The organism is Bradyrhizobium sp. Arg237L (genome assembly GCF_029990105.1).
Lineage (GTDB): Bacteria > Pseudomonadota > Alphaproteobacteria > Rhizobiales > Xanthobacteraceae > Bradyrhizobium.
In genome coordinates, this window is the sequence record NZ_JAQMIL010000096.1 from 17159 (window position 1) to 33662 (window position 16504).

Below are 16504 nucleotides of genomic sequence, written 5' to 3' on the forward strand. Positions count from 1 at the left end.
GAGCCCAACGGCCCCCTATCACTTACACGGCTTCGTGTCCTTGACGTCGAACTTGCCCATCGCGCCTGAGATCACGAAGTCATTGTAATCCAGCACCAGCGCACGGGAGACGCCGTTCTCGTAGAGCTCGAACGACATCGCATAGACCGGCGTCTGCTCACCATCAACGGCCTTGGCATCGCGGTCGTAATAGCTCACCGTCACCGGCCACCGGGTCATCGATTTCATCGCATCGTTCGTGGTCGAAGCATCGGGCGACGCCGGCGCGCGCTCGCCGGGGATCGGCTGTCCGATCACAGAAAGCGTGTTGTAGACCTTTTCGCCGTTGTCGGAACCGTCATAGACCGTGAGCTCGAGCACGCTCTTGCCCTCGCGCGCGGCGGCGATGATGTGCTGGATCTGCTCGGTCGGGAATACGACTTTGCCGTCGAGCTGAAAGGTCTTCGCCACCGGCTGCTTCAGCTTGACCGTGATGTGGTCGCCCACCCGCTCCGCCACGCCATCCACCGGCGCGGAATCGCCGTCGTTCATCCGCGTATCGATCTTGAACCGGTAGCTCTTGCCGGCGGCATCCTCCCAGGACGAAGAGCGCAGGTCGGAGAGCGTGACCTTGCCCTCGCCGCTGTCGAGCTCCGATACCTGGCGGAATTCGGATGTGTAGCCCTCGCAGGTGCTGCCGGAGAAATTATAGAGGATGCGCCCGCGCACGCTGCTGATCGCGTTGGAGCCGCGCGACTTCACGAGATTGAGATCGTAGAGCGCCTGATGCGACAAAAACGGCACCGTTCCGGCCGTGGCCGCTCCGTTGGTGAATCCCGATCCTGCGGCTACGGCAATGGTCATCGCCAAAACGCGAGGCGGAATCCGGAACAGGCGGGCCATGTATATCCCTTTAGGAAACGGACGATTCGCCACAATAGTGACGGCTCTATTGCGCCGCAACTGGGGCAGTTTCACAAAAAGGTAACGCCGAGAACGCGAGCGACGCGTTTTTTGGCATATTTCATCAGGGTTTACGCAGCAAAGCGCCGTTCTTGACCGATCCGCGGCCGACTTGAAAGCGGCGGCGCGATGCGCGAAACAGTGCGCCCTGATTGTCACTGAACCCGGGGACGGAAAACATGGCAGGTACGGTCGAACAGAAACTGGCGGCACAGGGGATCACCCTGCCCGAGCCCGCCGCTCCCGTGGCGAACTATGTCGGCTTCGTTCGTACCGGCAACCTGCTGTTCGTCTCCGGCCAGCTTTGCTTCGATGCCCAGGGCAAGCTGATCGCCAAGGGCAAGCTGGGTGCGGGCGTCACCATCGAGCAAGGTAGCGCCGCCGCCCGCGGCTGCGCGATCAACCTGTTTGCCCAGATCAAGGCCGCGCTCGGCGACCTCGACAAGGTCGCGCGCGTGGTGCGGCTTGGCGGTTTCATCAATTCGACACCCGACTTCCTGGACGCACCGAAGGTGCTGAACGGCGCCTCGGACCTGATGGTGGCCGCCTTCGGCGACAAGGGCCGGCACGCCCGTACCACCGTTGGCGTCGCTTCGCTGCCGGCGGACGCCGCCGTGGAAGTCGAGGGATTGTTCGAGGTCACCTGAGCGATGCGGGCCCCCGACTGGCTGACGGCACGGCCGGTCGCCCATCGCGGCCTGCATGATGTTGCGCGCGGCATCATCGAGAACATGCCGGCGGCGGCCGAAGCGGCCATCGCGGGCAATTTCACCATTGAGTGCGATATCCAGCTTACTGCCGACGGCGAGGCCATGGTGCATCACGACGATGCGCTCGGCCGGCTCACCGAGGGCTCGGGCCTCCTGCTCACCAAGACGGCGGCCGAACTGAAGGCCATCCGCTTCAAAGACACCGGCGAGCGCATGATGTCGCTCGGCGACCTCTGCGCGCTGGTTGCCGGCCGCGTGCCGCTCCTGGTCGAGGTGAAGAGCCATTTTGACGGCGACCGCAAATTGGTGAAGCGGATGGCGGAGGTGCTGAGCAGTTATTCCGGGCCCGTGGTCGGCATGTCTTTCGACCCGGACCAGGTGCTGGCGCTGCGTGAGATCATGCCAAGGCTGCACCGCGGCATCACCGCCCAGCGCAACTATGACGACGGGTATTGGGCCAAGCTGACACCGGCACAGCGCGACAGCATGCTCTACCTGCGCCATGGCTTCCGCACCGAGCCGCATTTCGTCGCCTACTGGATCGACCAGTTGCCGGCGCCCGCGCCCTGGATCGCGCGCAACCTGTTCGGCTGCCCGCTACTGGCCTGGACCGTGCGCACGCCGGAGCAACGCGCGAGAGCGGCGCGCTATGCCGACCAGATGATCTTCGAAGGTTTCATGCCGGGAACCTGACATGTGGCTGGCGGCCTTGAAGTCGGCATTGCGATGCACGATCTTTGTAGGGCGCAGGTCACCATGGGCGATGGCCGCTCGCACGGGGGACCGGTTCAAACTCTCAATGGCCTCATCCGAAATCACCCTCGAAGCGGTTCCGTCCGTCAGCGATATCAAGGCTGCGGATTGGGACGCCTGCGCCAATCCGACGGTCGATCCCGGCTCGCTTGATGCCCTCGACACGCTGGCTTTACCCAGTGCTGGAGGCCTCGCATGCATCCACGCAAAACCCGCCTATAACCCCTTCGTTTCGCACGCCTTTTTTGCGGCATTGGAGGCTTCCGGCTCGGCCGTCGTGCGGACCGGCTGGGGGCCACGGCATCTCCTGGCCAGGCTGGACGGCGAGATCGTCGGGATCGTCCCCTGCTATCTCAAGTCCCACTCCCAGGGCGAATATGTCTTCGATCGCGGCTGGGCCGACGCCTATGAGCGCGCCGGCGGCCGGTATTATCCGAAGCTCCAGGTGTCGGTGCCCTTCACGCCCGCCACCGGGCCGCGTCTCCTGCTTCGCAACGGCATCCACCGTGAGCAGATCAGGTCGGCGCTTGCCCATGGCCTGATGGCGCTATGCGAGGCCACCGAGGCCTCCTCGGCGCATGTGACCTTTGCAAGCGAGGACGAAGCGAAGTTCCTCGGCGGACATGGTTTTCTGCAGCGGACCGACCAGCAGTTCCACTGGCACAATGACGGCTTCAAGACCTTCGACGATTTCCTCGCCACGCTGAATTCCCGTCACCGCAAGGCGATCAAGCGCGAGCGGCGCGAGGCGCTAGCGGCCGGTGTCACGATCCACTGGCTGACAGGCGAGGAGATCACCGAGGATGCGTGGGACGCGTTTTTCGACTTCTACATGGAGACCGGCTCGCGCAAATGGGGCCGGCCGTATCTGAACCGGAAATTCTTCTCGCTGATCGGCGAGAGCATGGCCAAGGACGTGCTGCTGGTCATGGCGAAGCGCAATGGACGCTGGATCGCAGGAGCCATCAACTTCATCGGCTCGGACACGCTGTTCGGCCGCAACTGGGGCGCGACCGAGCACCATCCCTTCCTGCATTTCGAGGTCTGCTATTATCAGGCGATCGATTTCGCCATCCAGAGCGGATTGAAGGTGGTCGAGGCCGGCGCGCAAGGGGAGCACAAGCTCGCGCGCGGATATCTGCCGCAGACCACCTATTCCGCCCATTACATCGCCGACCCGGGCCTGCGCCGGGCGATCGCTGATTACCTCAAGCGCGAACGTGCCTATGTCGCCGAGGTCGGCCGCGAGCTCTCCGAGGCTGGCCCGTTCCGCAAGGGCGGCGACGAGAGTTAAGCTTTCTGCTAGGAGCTATGTCTTCTGCAAGACATGTGATTTGAGGAGCCGACGCCATGCCCACCGCCTATGATCCCAACAACATCTTCGCCAAGGTCCTGCGCGGTGAACTGCCCTGCTACAAGGTCTATGAGGACGAGCATGTCATCGCGTTCCTCGACATCATGCCGCGTTCGCCCGGCCACACGCTGGTGATCCCGAAGGCCCCGGCCCGCAACATCTTCGACATTTCGCCTGACGACTTCGCCCATGTCGCGCGCGGCGCGCACAAGATCGCCGCGGCGGCGATGAAGGCCTTCCAGGCCGACGGCATCACCGTGCAGCAGTTCAACGAGCCGGCCGGCGGCCAGGTCGTCTTCCACCTCCATATGCATGTGATGCCGCGCCATGACGGCGTTGCACTGCTGCCGCCGGCGAGCCGCAAGGAGGACGTAAAGGTGCTGGAGGACAATGCGACCAAGCTGATCGCCGCGCTGGGGTAACGGCTGCGCCCACCGTCATTGCGAGCGAAGCGAAGCAATCCATCTCTCCGCCCGTGGCGCGATGGATTGCTTCGTCCGCTGCGCTCCTCGCAATGACGCTTGGCCAACTATTCCGTCTCGAAATCGCCGGGCTGCGGCGGCGCCAGCGGCGTGAATTCGCAGCGATCGGGCTTGATGTCGAGCAGCGGCGTCTCGTCGAGGCAGTCCAATCCGCGCACCAGGATGACGTTGCCCTCGACGCCGACCAGCTTCACGATCGAGGTCGCAATCGGGTTCGGCCGCACCGGGGAGCGCAGCGAGAAGGCGCCGCGGGTTTTTCCGTTGCTCTTCGGGCTCTGCAGCACGAGGTCGCGGCGCGACTGGTGCAGCCAGTAGAGCACTTCGAGATTCTCGTAGAAATCGACGCCCTTGATGGCGGGCACCCATGGCTCGAAAATCTCCAGACGACAGACGGGGCCGTCATGGCGGCCCTGCCGCGGCGTCATCAGCCGCGAGGTCCAGGGCGTGCGGATGCGACCGATGAAGATCAGGCCGGCGTCCTGTGCCGGCGGCATCTCGATGGCGACTTCGCCCGGGCGTATCTCACCTTCTCGAACCATGTCTCAATCCACAGATAGCTGCTTGCCTATCGACAGTAACGCATTGCGCGGCGGCTGCAATCAGCCGAGCCACCATTGGCCGCCGACCAGGATCACTTCGCCGATGGCCACGCCTGCGAAGATCGATTTCCGCGACAGCGTGAACGCGGCAAAGCCTGCGGCCACGGCCCCATAGCGCAACAGGGCCGGAACGCCTGCGAGCGCGCCGGGCGGCTGCACCACGATCTGCGCGATGACGCCGGCGAGAATCGCGGTGGCGACTGCCCTCACCCACACAAGAAGCTCGGAGCCCTCATCGAGCCCGCCGCCGAACCACAGGCCCAGCATGCGCCAGATCTGGTTCGGGATCACGCCGGCCACGAACAGGACCACGAGCGCATGCCAGTCGCCGATGAAGGTGCTCATGCGATCGCCTTTGCCCTTGCCCGGTGCACGCCATAGGCGATGGTGCCGGCGACGACGCCGCTGACCAGAATGTCGAGGCCGCTGTTGAGCAGCGTCGCCAATGGATACAGCGCCAGTCCCAGCGCGAGCGCGACACCGTCGGCAAGCTCGCGGCAATTGCGCGCGGTCGAGAACAGGAACGCCAGCGGCGTCAGCATCAGGATCGCCGCGGCGAAAAGCTGCGAGAGATTGGCGGCCAGCAGGTAGCCGATCGTGTTGGCCACCACAGAGAGAAAGACCAACCCGCAGCCGAGCCCATGAATGAAGGCGATGCGGCGCTCCCGCGGCACCTGCGGCAGAAAGCGATGGCATTCGACCCACAGCGTTACGGCGGTGAGATGCGCCACCAGGATCAGATGCCGCCGTTTTGTCTTTGGCGTCCGCATCATTGGCAGGACGGACACCACCATCGGAAACAGGCGGATGGCGCTGACGCTCACCGCGATCGCCGATTGCAGGATGGTCGCGCCCGAACCGAGCGTCGACACCAGGATGATCTGCGCCGGTCCAGCCCAGACGAACACCGTGCTCGCCAACGTCCAGGCCAGCGAGAAATGCGTGTCATGCGCCAGCGCCCCGATGCCGAGATAGGTCGCGAACAGCACCAGCGCCAGGATGGTCGATCCGACCGACCGCACGCCCCAGAAGAAGGCGCGGAATGAGCTGTGCCATTGCGGGGAATCGAGCGGAGGAAGCGCCACGGAGGACCAGAGAGAGGTTTGAATTGAGCGGCATAGGGCGGATGAAGCGGGGCGGCGTCAAGCAAGCGCGCCTCAGGGCTGGCATGCAGCAGCGCCCCACCGTCATTGCGAGCCACCGGGTCGGCGCATAGCGCCGCCCGATGACAGGCTCCGCGAAGCAATCCATGCCGCCGCTTGCGGAGAGATGGATTGCTTCGTCGCTTCGCTCCTCGCAATGACGAGCCCTACCCTCTCACACCCTGTTCCGCAACACGAAACAGGCACCGCCGGCTTTGCGGATGCGGCTGCAGAGATTGTCGGCCTCGGGCCGCGTGTCGGCGCCGATGCGCACCTGGTAGAAAGTGGCGGTCCCGCGCGTGCGCAGAGGTGCGCTGAGCAGGCTCGGATCCTGGTCGCCGATCACGGCGCTCAGGCTCTTCATCGCGCGCGCATACATCGCCAGCGCCTTGTCGCGGTTGAAGCCCGCGGCGAGCTGCACGCCCCAAACCTTTGCCGCAGCCAGCGTGACGTGCTGCTCGAGCCCGGCGACGAATGGGTTCGGCGCGCGCTTCAGAAGCGCCATCAATTCGCGGCAGCTCGACGTCGGCGGACGCGCAGGCATCTTGCCGCCGCGGCCGGCGGACGCCCATTCGTCGACGCTGGAGCCGGTGATCGCGTATACATAGTTGCGCGTTTCCTGCGGCATGTAGCCGGTGCCGGCGAGCCAGTCCTGCACGCGGCGCGGACCGGCATTGTAGGCCGCGGCGGCAAGGCCGAGATTGCCGAACTGGCTGCGAAGCTCGCTGAGGAATTCGGCCGACTTCGGCAGCGCCTGCACGGGATTGAAGGGATCAAGCAGGCCGCGCTCGTTCGCCGTTCCCGGCATGAACTGCGCGATGCCCTGCGCGCGCTGGCCGTTCCGCGTCATCGGGCCGACCGCATCGGGCTGAAACCGGCTCTCCTGCCAGATCACCCGGGCAAAGAATTCGAGCGGCAGATCGTTCGCCCGTGCAGCAGATTCGATCATCAGGCACATCGCCTCCCGCGCCTCGCTCTCGCGCGCGGTCTCAGACTTTTCCGGGGGTTGCGCGAGTTCCTCGACGCTCGGGTGAACGACGCGGCTGTCAGGCTCCTCGGCCGCCGCCGGTGCCAGCCACAGCAAGATCACGAGAGCAGCGCTGAAATGCGGGATTATTCGCATCATCTCAGACCTGACAAATCAGTCCTTGACTTAGGCGGCGGGCCAACTAGCAAACTTGGGCATTATCAACGCGCCAGGGCCGAAATGCGCACAATCTATTTTGATCTCGACGGCACGCTGACCAACCCCAAGCCCGGGATCACCCGCTCGATCCAATATGCCCTCGAGCGACTGGGCAAGGCGGTCCCAAGGGAAGACGAATTGACCTGGTGCATCGGCCCTCCCCTGCACGCGAGCCTGAAGAAACTGGTCGGCAGCGATGCGCTCGCAGATCGGGCTCTGACACTTTACCGGGAGCGGTTCGCCGATATCGGCCTGTTCGAGAACGAAACCTATCACGGCATCCAGGAGACGCTGTCCGCGCTGGCCGCCTCGCATCCGCGCATGTTCATCGCCACCAGCAAGCCTACGGTGTATGCCGAGCGGATCATCGATCATTTCGGCCTGCGTCCCTATTTCGAACAGGTGTTCGGCTCGGAGCTCGACGGCACGCGCACCGACAAGACCGAGCTGTTGCGACATGCGCTCGAAACGGCGAAGGCGGATCCCACGCAGGCGATCATGATCGGCGACCGCAGCCACGATATCGTCGGCGCGCGGAGCAACGGCATGACAGCCATCGGCGTCCTCTACGGCTATGGCAGCGAAGAGGAGCTGAAGGGGGCCGGCGCACATCATATCTGCGCGACCCATCCGAATTTGCTCGACCATTGCCTATCGCTTCCGGCTTGATCACTCGGAGCACACGAGATGACAACAACGTCCGACCAGCAGCTCGACTTCGCACCCGACGACGACGCGCCGATCGGCTACATGAAACGCACGCGCGACTACTATGCTGCGATCGGCTACACGATGCCCTATCGGTGGGCGCATTACACCAGCGCGCCGTTCCAGCCGCTGCGCAAGCCGCTCGCCGACTCCCGCGTCACCATCATCACCACGGCGGCGCCGTTCGATCCCGCCAAGGGCGATCAGGGACCAGGGGCGAAATATAACGGCGGCGCCAAGTTTTATCAGGTCTATGACGGCGACACATCGAAGCAGCACGATCTGCGCATTTCCCACATTGCCTATGACCGCGTGCACACCTCGGCCAAAGACAGCGGCACCTGGTTCCCGTTGCCGCAATTGCGGCGGCTGGCGGAGGAAGGACGGATCGGCGAGATCGCGCCGCGCTTCTTCGGCGCGCCCACCAACCGCAGCCACCGCGTCACCATCGATACCGATGCGCCGGAGATCCTGGCGCGCTGCCGCGCTGATGGCGTCGATGCCTCCGTCCTGGTACCGAACTGCCCGGTGTGCCACCAGACCGTCAGCCTGGTGGCATGGCATCTCGAGGCGGGCGGCATTTCGACCGTCGTGATGGGTTGCGCCAAGGATATCGTCGAGCACGCCGCCGTGCCGCGATTCCTGTTCAGCGATTTCCCGCTCGGCAATTCAGCCGGCAAGCCGCACGACGTGGCGTCGCAGGCGTTCACGCTGGAGCTTGCGCTACGCGTGCTGGAGTCCGCGCCAGGACCGCAGACGACGGTGCAGTCGCCGCTCCGCTGGACCGAGGATCATTCCTGGAAGCGAGACTACAGCAACGCCGACGCGCTCAGCGCCGAGGAACTGGCACGGCTCCGCCGCGAGTTCGATGCGCAAAAGGAAATCGCGAAGGGCATCCGCGAGAGCGCGGCGTAGTCCCTCAATGAAAAAGGCCGGCTTTGCAGCCGGCCTTTTTTGATGATCGATCACAACGCTATCACACCTTCACCAGCGGTCCGCGCGCTGGCCCCTTGGAGCCGCCGCCGTTGGGACCGCCCGGCTTCGGCTTGCGCTTGCGTGCGCCGGGGAGCTTCTCCGGCTTCGGCGTGACCGGGCCTTCGACGAACTCGAAGCCGATCTTGTCCTTGCCGGTTGCCTCGTCCTTGACCAGGACGACACGGACATGGCCGCCGCCCTTGAGCTGACCGAACAGCACTTCATCGGCCAGCGGCTTCTTGATGTGCTCCTGGATCACCCGCGCCATCGGGCGGGCACCCATCTGCTCATCATAGCCATTCTCGATCAGCCATGCCTTTGCGGGCTCGGACAGCTCGATGGTGACGTCGCGGTCCGCGAGCTGCGCCTCAAGCTGAAGCACGAACTTCTCGACCACCATGCCGATCACCTCGGCATTGAGATGCGCAAAAGAGACGATCGCATCGAGCCGGTTGCGGAATTCCGGCGCGAACTGGCGATTGATCGCCTCGTGGTCGTCGCCTTCCCGCTTGCTACGGGTGAAGCCGAAGGCCTGCCGTGCAAGATCGGCCGCGCCCGCATTCGTGGTCATGATCAGGATCACATTGCGGAAGTTGACCTGCTTGCCGTTATGGTCGGTCAGCCTGCCGTGATCCATGATCTGCAGCAGCACGTTGTAGAGATCCGGATGCGCCTTCTCGATTTCGTCGAGCAGCACGACGCAATGCGGATGCTGGTCCACGCCGTCGGTCAACAGGCCGCCCTGGTCGAAGCCGACATAGCCGGGAGGTGCACCGATCAGGCGCGACACCGTGTGCCGCTCCATGTACTCGGACATGTCGAAGCGCAGCAGCTCGACGCCGAGCGACGCCGCGAGCTGTTTTGCCACTTCGGTCTTGCCGACGCCGGTCGGGCCGGAGAACAGGTAGCAGCCGATCGGCTTCTCCGGTTCGCGCAAGCCGGCACGCGCCAGCTTGATCGAGGCCGACAGCGACTCGATCGCCTTGTCCTGGCCAAACACCACACGCTTCAGGGTTTGCTCGAGGTGCTTCAGCACCTCGGCATCGTCCTTCGACACGCTCTTCGGCGGGATCCGCGCCATGGTCGCGATCGTGGTCTCGATCTCCTTGATGCCGATCGTCTTCTTGCGCTTGTTCTCGGCGACCAGCATCTGCGCCGCACCGGACTCGTCGATCACGTCGATCGCCTTGTCAGGCAATTTGCGGTCGTGGATGTAGCGCGAGGAAAGCTGCACCGCCGCCTCGATCGCCTCATTGGTGTATTTCAGACGATGGTAATCCTCGAAATAGGGCTTGAGGCCCTTGAGGATCGCAATCGCGTCTTCCACCGTCGGCTCGTTAATGTCGATCTTCTGGAACCGGCGCACCAAAGCGCGGTCCTTCTCGAAATGCTGGCGGTATTCCTTGTAGGTCGTCGAGCCCATGCAGCGGATGGTGCCCGATGCCAGCGCTGGCTTGAGCAGGTTGGACGCATCCATCGCGCCGCCCGATGTGGCACCGGCGCCGATCACGGTGTGGATCTCGTCGATGAACAGGATCGCGTTCGGGTGCGCCTCGAGTTCCTTCAGCACCTGTTTCAGGCGCTCTTCGAAATCGCCGCGATAGCGCGTGCCGGCGAGCAGCGTTCCCATGTCCAGCGAGAACACGGTGGCAGCGGCCAGCACTTCCGGCACTTCGCTGTCGACGATGCGCTTGGCCAGTCCCTCCGCAATCGCGGTCTTGCCGACGCCGGCTTCGCCGACGAACAGCGGATTGTTCTTCTGCCGGCGGCACAACACCTGGATCGCGCGGCTGATCTCGGCATTGCGGCCGATCACGGGATCGATCTTGCCGTCACGCGCCTTCTTGTTGAGGTTGACGCAATAGGTCTCGAGCGCCTCGCCCTTCTTCTTGGAGTCCTCGTTGCCCTTGGTCTCGGTCTCCTCGTCGACGCCGCGCACCGGCCGCGCCTCGGAGACGCCCGGCCGCTTGGCGATGCCGTGGCTGATGTAGTTGACCGCGTCGTAGCGCGTCATGTCCTGCTCTTGCAGGAAATAGGCGGCGTGGCTTTCGCGCTCGGCGAAGATCGCGATCAGCACATTGGCGCCGGTCACTTCTTCGCGACCCGAGGACTGCACGTGGATCACCGCACGCTGGATTACGCGCTGGAAACCGGCGGTCGGCTTCGCGTCATCAGCGCCATCAGTCACCAAATTTTCGAATTCGGTCTCGAGATAGTTGACGAGACTGGTCCTGAGCTTGTCGAGATCGACGCTGCAGGCCCGCATCACCGCGGCCGCATCCGAGTCGTCGATCAGCGACAGCAGAAGGTGTTCAAGCGTCGCGTATTGATGGTGACGCTCGTTTGCAATCGCCAATGCACGATGCAGGGATTGTTCAAGGCTTTGGGAAAAAGTAGGCATTCGCTTCCTCTATGGCCCCCGGCCATCATGATCGCCATTGCCCGGTCAGGCAACAACAACCTTCGTCATCCCCTGTCATATAGTCACGCACGATCGTGGCAAAAGCCCGGCTTCGCGCAGCGGTCAGCCAATCGAGCAAAGGCGCCGCGACCGAGAGCCACATCCCGCCAGCCAGCGGGAACGCCATCTGCTTCCGTCAGGCAAACCATTTCCATCAGGCAAATCGGAAGCAAGACCCGTTCCGCTTCGTGGCGGGTCTGCTCGACGCTGGGCCCGCGTTACTTTTTTTCCATCACACATTGCAGCGGATGCTGGTGCTTCCGCGCAAAATCCATCACCTGGGTTACCTTGGTCTCGGCAATCTCATAGGTGAAAACCCCGCACTCCCCGATGCCATGGTGGTGCACGTGTAGCATGATCTTGGTCGCCGCTTCCGCGTCCTTGTTGAAGAACTTCTCTAAGACATGAACGACGAACTCCATCGGCGTGTAGTCGTCGTTCAAGATCAGGACGCGGTACAGATTGGGGCGCTTGGTCTTCGGCTTGACCTTGGTGATGACCGAAGTGGACGGACCTCCGGTCGTCCCCCCACTACGGCCCTCGTCGTTGCCCATCCGGGGCGCTAATGGTGCGGCAAGCGCCGATAAGGGCGAATTGGTTGCAAAAACTGTCTGCGACATGGCTCAGGCGTTCGACATCCCCAAAGGAAACACGCAACGCACTTGGAGGTTGCGCAACGCCGAAAACAGCCGTCACGGAACTTCCAGCACGCTCAAGAGATCGCCGCTTCCCGGTCCGATCCTTTGCTGGGTCGGCGAAACGCAATATGGGCCCGGCTCCGTCCTGCTGCAAGCACAGATGCGTGGCTCACACGAGGACGGCCGGCCCGACTCCCGGGTCTCGGCGCTCATGCGAAGGTTAATCGTTTCTGGCGGGTTTGACAAAGGAAGCCGACCACTCGTTTAGCGACCATTGACAATAGGTCCGCTTTCGTCCCCGTCGTTCGGCTTTTGCCTTGGCTTTGACCCGTTTTTATGAGGACCGGTTTACCACCTATTTAGCGGCGCACTGAGAAATGGCGGCACCAACCAGATTGCGGTGAACGCCATGTCCATCACAGCCATTTTCAACCGCCTTAGTACGGCGGCCCGCCGGTTCGCCGCCGCGGATCAAGGCAATATAGCGGTAATTTTTGCCTTGGCTTCGGTTCCGATCATCACCTTCGTCGGTGCCGCCATCGATTATTCCCGCGCCAACAGCGCCCGCTCCTCGATGCAGGCGGCGCTCGACTCGACGGCGTTGATGGTGGCGAAAGATCTGACCGACGGCAGGATATCGACCTCGGACGTCAACTCCACGGCGCAGAAGTATTTCGGCGCCCTTTACGAGAACCCCGATGCCAAGTCGGTGACGATTACCGCAAGCTATACGCAAAATACCGGGAACGGCTCGACCATCAAGGTCGACGGCTCCGGCAGCGTGACGACCGAATTCATGCGGCTCGCAGGCCTCAATAGCCTCGGCTTCAACGTCAGCTCTACGTCGCTGTGGGGCACGGTGCGGATGCGGGTTGCGATGGCGCTCGACAACACCGGATCGATGCGGGACGACGGCAAGATGGGCGCGCTGCAGAATGCTGTCGCCGGAACCGGTGGCCTCATTGACCAGCTCAGCAAGCTCGCCAAGGACAACGGCGACATCTACATTTCCGTCGTGCCCTTCGCCAAGGACGTCAATTTTGGCAAGGATGCCGCCGGTGCAAGCAATGCCAACCAGCCCTGGATCGATTGGAGCGTGTGGGACGGCCAGTCCGCCACGGATGGCTGGGGTACCTGCAGCTCCTCCAGATACACGTTACGGAGCACATGCAAGGCCAACGGCAAGATCTGGACTCCAGACCGCTCGCGTTGGACCGGGTGCTTCACGGATCGACAGAAGGACTACGATACAATGAACACGACGCCGGATCCCGCGACGCCGTCGACAAAGTTTCCGGCCGAGGAATACGACAATTACTGCAAGCCCACGAACAGTGAATATCTGCAGCCGACCATGGCGCTGACCTATGATTGGAGCGCGCTCAAGACCAGGGTCAACAAGATGGAGCCGACGGGCAATACCAACCAGGGGATCGGCCTTGCGTGGGCCTGGATGACGCTCGGTACCGGAGCCCCATTCAACGCCCCAGCAAAGGATCCGAACTATACTTACAAGGACGCTATCATCCTGCTGTCCGACGGCATGAACACCCAGAACCGCTTCACGAGGACGACGCAGGACATCGACGATCGTCAGAAGCTCCTTTGCGACCATGCCAAGGCGGCCGGCATCACAATTTACACCGTCCAGGTGAACACCAGTAAGCCGGCCGATCCGACGTCGGCGGTGCTGCAATATTGCGCGAGCGGCACAAGCAATTTCTATCTCGTGACGTCGGCCAACCAGACGGCGGACGTCTTCAACTCGATCGGAGCCTCGCTCTCCAAGCTGCGCGTCGCGCGCTAACGCGAAAACCCCTTGAAACAGAAAAGCCCGGCCAAACGGCCGGGCTTTTCATTTGGGAACTCGGTCAGCGCCGATCAGTGCGCCGGGCCGAACTTGGCGACCAGGCCCTCGAACGGCTTGAAGGTCTGCTTGGCGCAGTCGCTGTAGAGGCCAGCGATCTTCTGCGATTCCGCAACGAAGGTCTCATAGGCCGAGCGGGCATACTCGGTCTGGGCTTCCAGCGCCTTCTCGAGCGACTTCACGCCGGACAGCTTTTCCACAAACGACTTGGTGTCCTCGAACGACTTCTTCGCGTAGTCGCCATAGGCGGTCGCGATCGCCTGGACGCCGCTCTGCAGATTGTTCGCCGAAGCTGTGATCGTCTCAATCTGCTCTTTTCCGTAGTTCTGAATGTCTTCAACCTTGACCATTGGAATCCTTTCCCAAGACTTTTTCGCGCAAACCCATTGTCGGCACGAGCCGACTCCCCGAACGCGCCGTCAAACTAGTGCGACGCACAATCAAGTCAAGGGATATTGTGCATCGCACAAAATGTTCGAATTTGCCGTAAACCCCGGGTCTTTACGCAACGCTTAATTAAGCTTTTGGAAACTCGGTAGGCCTAACCTTGATTCCCGAACGGGTTCATCTTCCGACAGGCAGCCTGAAAACTGTTTGTGAACAGCATCTTAGCCAGAACAGCGACCCTGGCCGGCCGATGCAACCGGAGCCTCGTTTCCGGAAGCCATCGTCGAACAGGGGGATGTCAGCGGCCCGTCGGGCACAATTTTGCCTCACGGGCCGGTGATCAAGATAGAAATTGGGACGGGGAAGTAAATGCTTCGTACAACTTTCGCTTCCTCGCGCGTCTTGCGAGTTGGCGTTCTCGGGCTCATCACCTTCACCACAGCGATCCTGATCTCCAGCGAGAGCGCCGAGGCGCGTCGCTCCCGCCACCGCCATCACGTGCGCTCTCATCAGGTGGATCGCGACAGCTATAGCCCCCAATTCTCCTCCATCATCGTCGATGGCAATTCCGGCTCGGTGCTGGCATCCAACAATCCCGATGGTCTTCGTCATCCGGCCTCGCTGACCAAGATCATGACGCTTTATCTGCTGTTCGAGCGCCTCGAAGCCGGCAGGATGAAGCTGGATACGGAGATGCAGGTATCGGAGCACGCCTCAGAACAGGCTCCCACCAAGCTTGGCCTCCGGCCCGGCCAGACCATCAGGGTCGAGGACGCCATCAAGGGCCTGGTGACGCGTTCCGCCAATGACGCCGCAGTCGTGATCGCCGAAGCCATTGGCGGCGATGAGGATGACTTCGCCAAGATGATGACGCGGAAGGCCCGTTCGCTCGGCATGAGCAAGACGGTCTACCGCAACGCCTCAGGCCTGCCCAACGATGAGCAGGTGACGACCGCGCGCGACCAGGCCACCCTCGGCCGCGCGATCCAGGATCGGTTCCCGCGCTACTATCGGTACTTCTCGACCTCCGTGTTCAATTATCGGGGACAGTCGATCCGCAATCACAACCACCTGCTCGGCAAGGTCGAAGGTATCGACGGCATCAAGACCGGCTACACCCGTGCCTCCGGCTTCAACCTCGTCAGCTCGATGCGCCGCGGCAATCGCCATCTGGTCGGCGTGGTGTTGGGTGGCCGCAGCGGCGGCTCGCGCGACGCCATCATGCGCAGCCTGCTCGCCGAGAATCTCGAGAAGGGCGCAACTATCCGCACCGCCGCCGCCATCACCGAGAAGAACGTCGCGGATGGCAATACCAATGTCGCGGAAGCTGATACTCCGTCCCGCGGCAACGACCAGCCGGCGCAGGTCACTTCCAGCGCCGCCGCCTCCGCTGAGCCCGCAATGGCTGCGCTCACGCCAGCGGCCCCGCGCCCGGCCGCAAAGGCATCGCTGATGGCCGCAGCGGCCGCCGCCCTTCCTCCGCCACCGGCGAAGGTTGAGCCAGCGGCGAGGCCGGAGCCCAAGTCAGAACCCGCGCCCCTGACCAACGGCGTGATCCAGAGCCAGCCGATGGCCATTATCCCGGGCTCGGCCGAGCCGATGAAGCCGGTCAAGGTGAAGACGGTTCAGGTCAAGGCCGGCAGCACGAAGCTCGCCTCCGCCGCTCCGTCCCAGCCGGCGCCACCGATCACCAATGCGATCCCGGCGCGTCCGGAAGTGGCAGAGACCTCCAGCGCCGTTGTGGCGAGCGCCGATGTCGCCAAGACCGACACGTCCAAGACCGAAGCCGCCAGACCCGCAGCCCGGACCGAAATGCCGCCGCAGCCCGCCGGGTTCGGCACCGGCAACGGCATCCTCGGCGTGTTGCCCGCGTCGAGCCTGCAGCAGCCCACCTCCTCGCCGCAGACGGTCGCCGCGTTCCAGCCGCAAGCGGTGCAGCCGGTCGCGGTCGCCAAGCCTACGCAGCCTGCCATGCACACCGGCTGGATCATCCAGGTCGGTGCGCTCGAAAGCGAGGACGAAGCGCGCCAGCGCATCGATCTTGCGCGCAACCAGTCGCGCGGCCTCCTCGGCAAGGCAGATCCCTTCACCGAGCCGGTCGTCGGCAAGGATAACCGCAAGCTTTATCGCGCCCGCTTTGCCGGCCTCGAGCGCGAGCAGGCCGAGGCGGCGTGCCGGACGCTGAAACGCGCCGACATCTCCTGCATCACCATCCGCAACTGATCTTTCGGCTAGAGCATTTTCGGTTCTGATTGAATCAGAACCGAAGCTCTAGATTCTTGTTTTGACGCGTTTTCTTC

General features: G+C 63.1%; 16 protein-coding genes. 8 read left to right on the plus strand and 8 right to left on the minus strand.

Translation table 11 applies throughout. The annotated features are described in order from the left end of the window. Positions 1–18 precede the first annotated feature (18 nt). Positions 19–843, minus strand: coding sequence for a cell envelope integrity EipB family protein (locus OZ411_RS38400; protein WP_130580380.1), 825 nt, complete (start codon positions 841–843; stop codon positions 19–21). 278 nt (positions 844–1121) lie between these two features. Between OZ411_RS38400 and OZ411_RS38405 the strand changes: the two genes are divergently transcribed. The 4 genes from OZ411_RS38405 to OZ411_RS38420 all read left to right on the plus strand — a co-directional run bounded on the left by OZ411_RS38405 (position 1122) and on the right by OZ411_RS38420 (position 4181). Next, positions 1122–1589: a RidA family protein gene (locus OZ411_RS38405; protein WP_282532106.1), complete on the plus strand. Its 468-nt coding sequence runs from the start codon at positions 1122–1124 to the stop codon at positions 1587–1589. 3 nt (positions 1590–1592) lie between these two features. After that, the gene (locus OZ411_RS38410) at positions 1593–2345 is read left to right on the plus strand and encodes a glycerophosphodiester phosphodiesterase (RefSeq protein ID WP_282532107.1); all 753 of its coding nucleotides are present in this window, start codon (positions 1593–1595) and stop codon (positions 2343–2345) included. A 106-nt stretch (positions 2346–2451) separates the two neighbouring features. Then, positions 2452–3699 carry a GNAT family N-acetyltransferase gene (locus tag OZ411_RS38415; RefSeq protein ID WP_282532108.1) on the plus strand — a complete coding sequence of 416 codons (1248 nt, stop codon included), beginning with the start codon at positions 2452–2454 and terminating at the stop codon, positions 3697–3699. A 56-nt stretch (positions 3700–3755) separates the two neighbouring features. Continuing rightward, positions 3756–4181 carry an HIT family protein gene (locus OZ411_RS38420; protein WP_282532109.1) on the plus strand — a complete coding sequence of 142 codons (426 nt, stop codon included), beginning with the start codon at positions 3756–3758 and terminating at the stop codon, positions 4179–4181. Positions 4182–4288: 107 nt separating this feature from the next. Here the strand turns inward: OZ411_RS38420 and tsaA are convergent, their stop codons facing one another. The 4 genes from tsaA to OZ411_RS38440 form a co-directional block, all read right to left on the minus strand. Next, entirely contained in the window at positions 4289–4780 is a 492-nt protein-coding gene (gene tsaA, locus OZ411_RS38425; protein WP_282532110.1) for a tRNA (N6-threonylcarbamoyladenosine(37)-N6)-methyltransferase TrmO, read from the minus strand. A 60-nt stretch (positions 4781–4840) separates the two neighbouring features. Next, positions 4841–5185: an AzlD domain-containing protein gene (locus OZ411_RS38430; RefSeq protein ID WP_282532111.1), complete on the minus strand. Its 345-nt coding sequence runs from the start codon at positions 5183–5185 to the stop codon at positions 4841–4843. Next, complete coding sequence (locus OZ411_RS38435) at positions 5182–5925, minus strand: AzlC family ABC transporter permease (protein WP_130580373.1); 744 nt, start codon at positions 5923–5925, stop codon at positions 5182–5184. The genes OZ411_RS38430 and OZ411_RS38435 overlap by 4 nt, the downstream gene beginning before the upstream one ends. Before the next feature lie 232 nt (positions 5926–6157). Next, a complete protein-coding gene (locus OZ411_RS38440) occupies positions 6158–7108 on the minus strand; it encodes a lytic transglycosylase domain-containing protein (protein ID WP_282532112.1) in 951 nt (316 codons plus the stop codon). A gap of 81 nt (positions 7109–7189) precedes the next feature. Between OZ411_RS38440 and OZ411_RS38445 the strand changes: the two genes are divergently transcribed. After that, positions 7190–7837, plus strand: a complete 648-nt coding sequence (locus tag OZ411_RS38445; RefSeq protein WP_282532113.1) for an HAD family hydrolase — start codon at positions 7190–7192, stop codon at positions 7835–7837. 18 nt (positions 7838–7855) lie between these two features. Then, a complete protein-coding gene (locus OZ411_RS38450; RefSeq protein WP_282532114.1) occupies positions 7856–8791 on the plus strand; it encodes a glycine/sarcosine/betaine reductase selenoprotein B family protein in 936 nt (311 codons plus the stop codon). A 61-nt stretch (positions 8792–8852) separates the two neighbouring features. Here the strand turns inward: OZ411_RS38450 and clpA are convergent, their stop codons facing one another. Both clpA and clpS read right to left on the minus strand, forming a co-directional pair. After that, on the minus strand, positions 8853–11252 hold the full coding sequence (gene clpA, locus OZ411_RS38455) for an ATP-dependent Clp protease ATP-binding subunit ClpA (RefSeq protein ID WP_282532115.1): 2400 nt from the start codon (positions 11250–11252) through the stop codon (positions 8853–8855). Between the two features lie 278 nt (positions 11253–11530). Continuing rightward, complete coding sequence (gene clpS / locus OZ411_RS38460) at positions 11531–11866, minus strand: ATP-dependent Clp protease adapter ClpS (protein WP_282532119.1); 336 nt, start codon at positions 11864–11866, stop codon at positions 11531–11533. A 493-nt stretch (positions 11867–12359) separates the two neighbouring features. Here clpS and OZ411_RS38465 point away from each other — a divergent pair, with 493 nt between their 5' ends. Next, a complete protein-coding gene (locus tag OZ411_RS38465) occupies positions 12360–13757 on the plus strand; it encodes a TadE/TadG family type IV pilus assembly protein (RefSeq protein ID WP_282532116.1) in 1398 nt (465 codons plus the stop codon). A 74-nt stretch (positions 13758–13831) separates the two neighbouring features. On the opposite strand, the gene OZ411_RS38470 is transcribed toward OZ411_RS38465, so the two are convergent. After that, a complete protein-coding gene (locus OZ411_RS38470; protein WP_130583037.1) occupies positions 13832–14167 on the minus strand; it encodes a phasin family protein in 336 nt (111 codons plus the stop codon). Positions 14168–14573: 406 nt separating this feature from the next. On the opposite strand from OZ411_RS38470, the gene OZ411_RS38475 reads away from it, so the two are divergent. Further along, positions 14574–16427, plus strand: coding sequence for a serine hydrolase (locus OZ411_RS38475; RefSeq protein WP_282532117.1), 1854 nt, complete (start codon positions 14574–14576; stop codon positions 16425–16427). The last annotated feature ends 77 nt before the right edge of the window (positions 16428–16504 follow it).

Bases quoted from the DNA above. Each gene is read 5' to 3' on its own strand.
- OZ411_RS38400 (WP_130580380.1), bottom strand. From the start codon at position 843: ATGACCATTGCCGTAGCCGCAGGATCGGGATTCACCAACGGAGCGGCC.
- OZ411_RS38405 (WP_282532106.1), top strand. From the start codon at position 1,122: ATGGCAGGTACGGTCGAACAGAAACTGGCGGCACAGGGGATCACCCTG.
- OZ411_RS38410 (WP_282532107.1), top strand. From the start codon at position 1,593: ATGCGGGCCCCCGACTGGCTGACGGCACGGCCGGTCGCCCATCGCGGC.
- OZ411_RS38415 (WP_282532108.1), top strand. From the start codon at position 2,452: ATGGCCTCATCCGAAATCACCCTCGAAGCGGTTCCGTCCGTCAGCGAT.
- OZ411_RS38420 (WP_282532109.1), top strand. From the start codon at position 3,756: ATGCCCACCGCCTATGATCCCAACAACATCTTCGCCAAGGTCCTGCGC.
- tsaA (WP_282532110.1), bottom strand. From the start codon at position 4,780: ATGGTTCGAGAAGGTGAGATACGCCCGGGCGAAGTCGCCATCGAGATG.
- OZ411_RS38430 (WP_282532111.1), bottom strand. From the start codon at position 5,185: ATGAGCACCTTCATCGGCGACTGGCATGCGCTCGTGGTCCTGTTCGTG.
- OZ411_RS38440 (WP_282532112.1), bottom strand. From the start codon at position 7,108: ATGATGCGAATAATCCCGCATTTCAGCGCTGCTCTCGTGATCTTGCTG.
- OZ411_RS38445 (WP_282532113.1), top strand. From the start codon at position 7,190: ATGCGCACAATCTATTTTGATCTCGACGGCACGCTGACCAACCCCAAG.
- OZ411_RS38450 (WP_282532114.1), top strand. From the start codon at position 7,856: ATGACAACAACGTCCGACCAGCAGCTCGACTTCGCACCCGACGACGAC.
- clpA (WP_282532115.1), bottom strand. From the start codon at position 11,252: ATGCCTACTTTTTCCCAAAGCCTTGAACAATCCCTGCATCGTGCATTG.
- clpS (WP_282532119.1), bottom strand. From the start codon at position 11,866: ATGGGCAACGACGAGGGCCGTAGTGGGGGGACGACCGGAGGTCCGTCC.
- OZ411_RS38465 (WP_282532116.1), top strand. From the start codon at position 12,360: ATGTCCATCACAGCCATTTTCAACCGCCTTAGTACGGCGGCCCGCCGG.
- OZ411_RS38470 (WP_130583037.1), bottom strand. From the start codon at position 14,167: ATGGTCAAGGTTGAAGACATTCAGAACTACGGAAAAGAGCAGATTGAG.
- OZ411_RS38475 (WP_282532117.1), top strand. From the start codon at position 14,574: ATGCTTCGTACAACTTTCGCTTCCTCGCGCGTCTTGCGAGTTGGCGTT.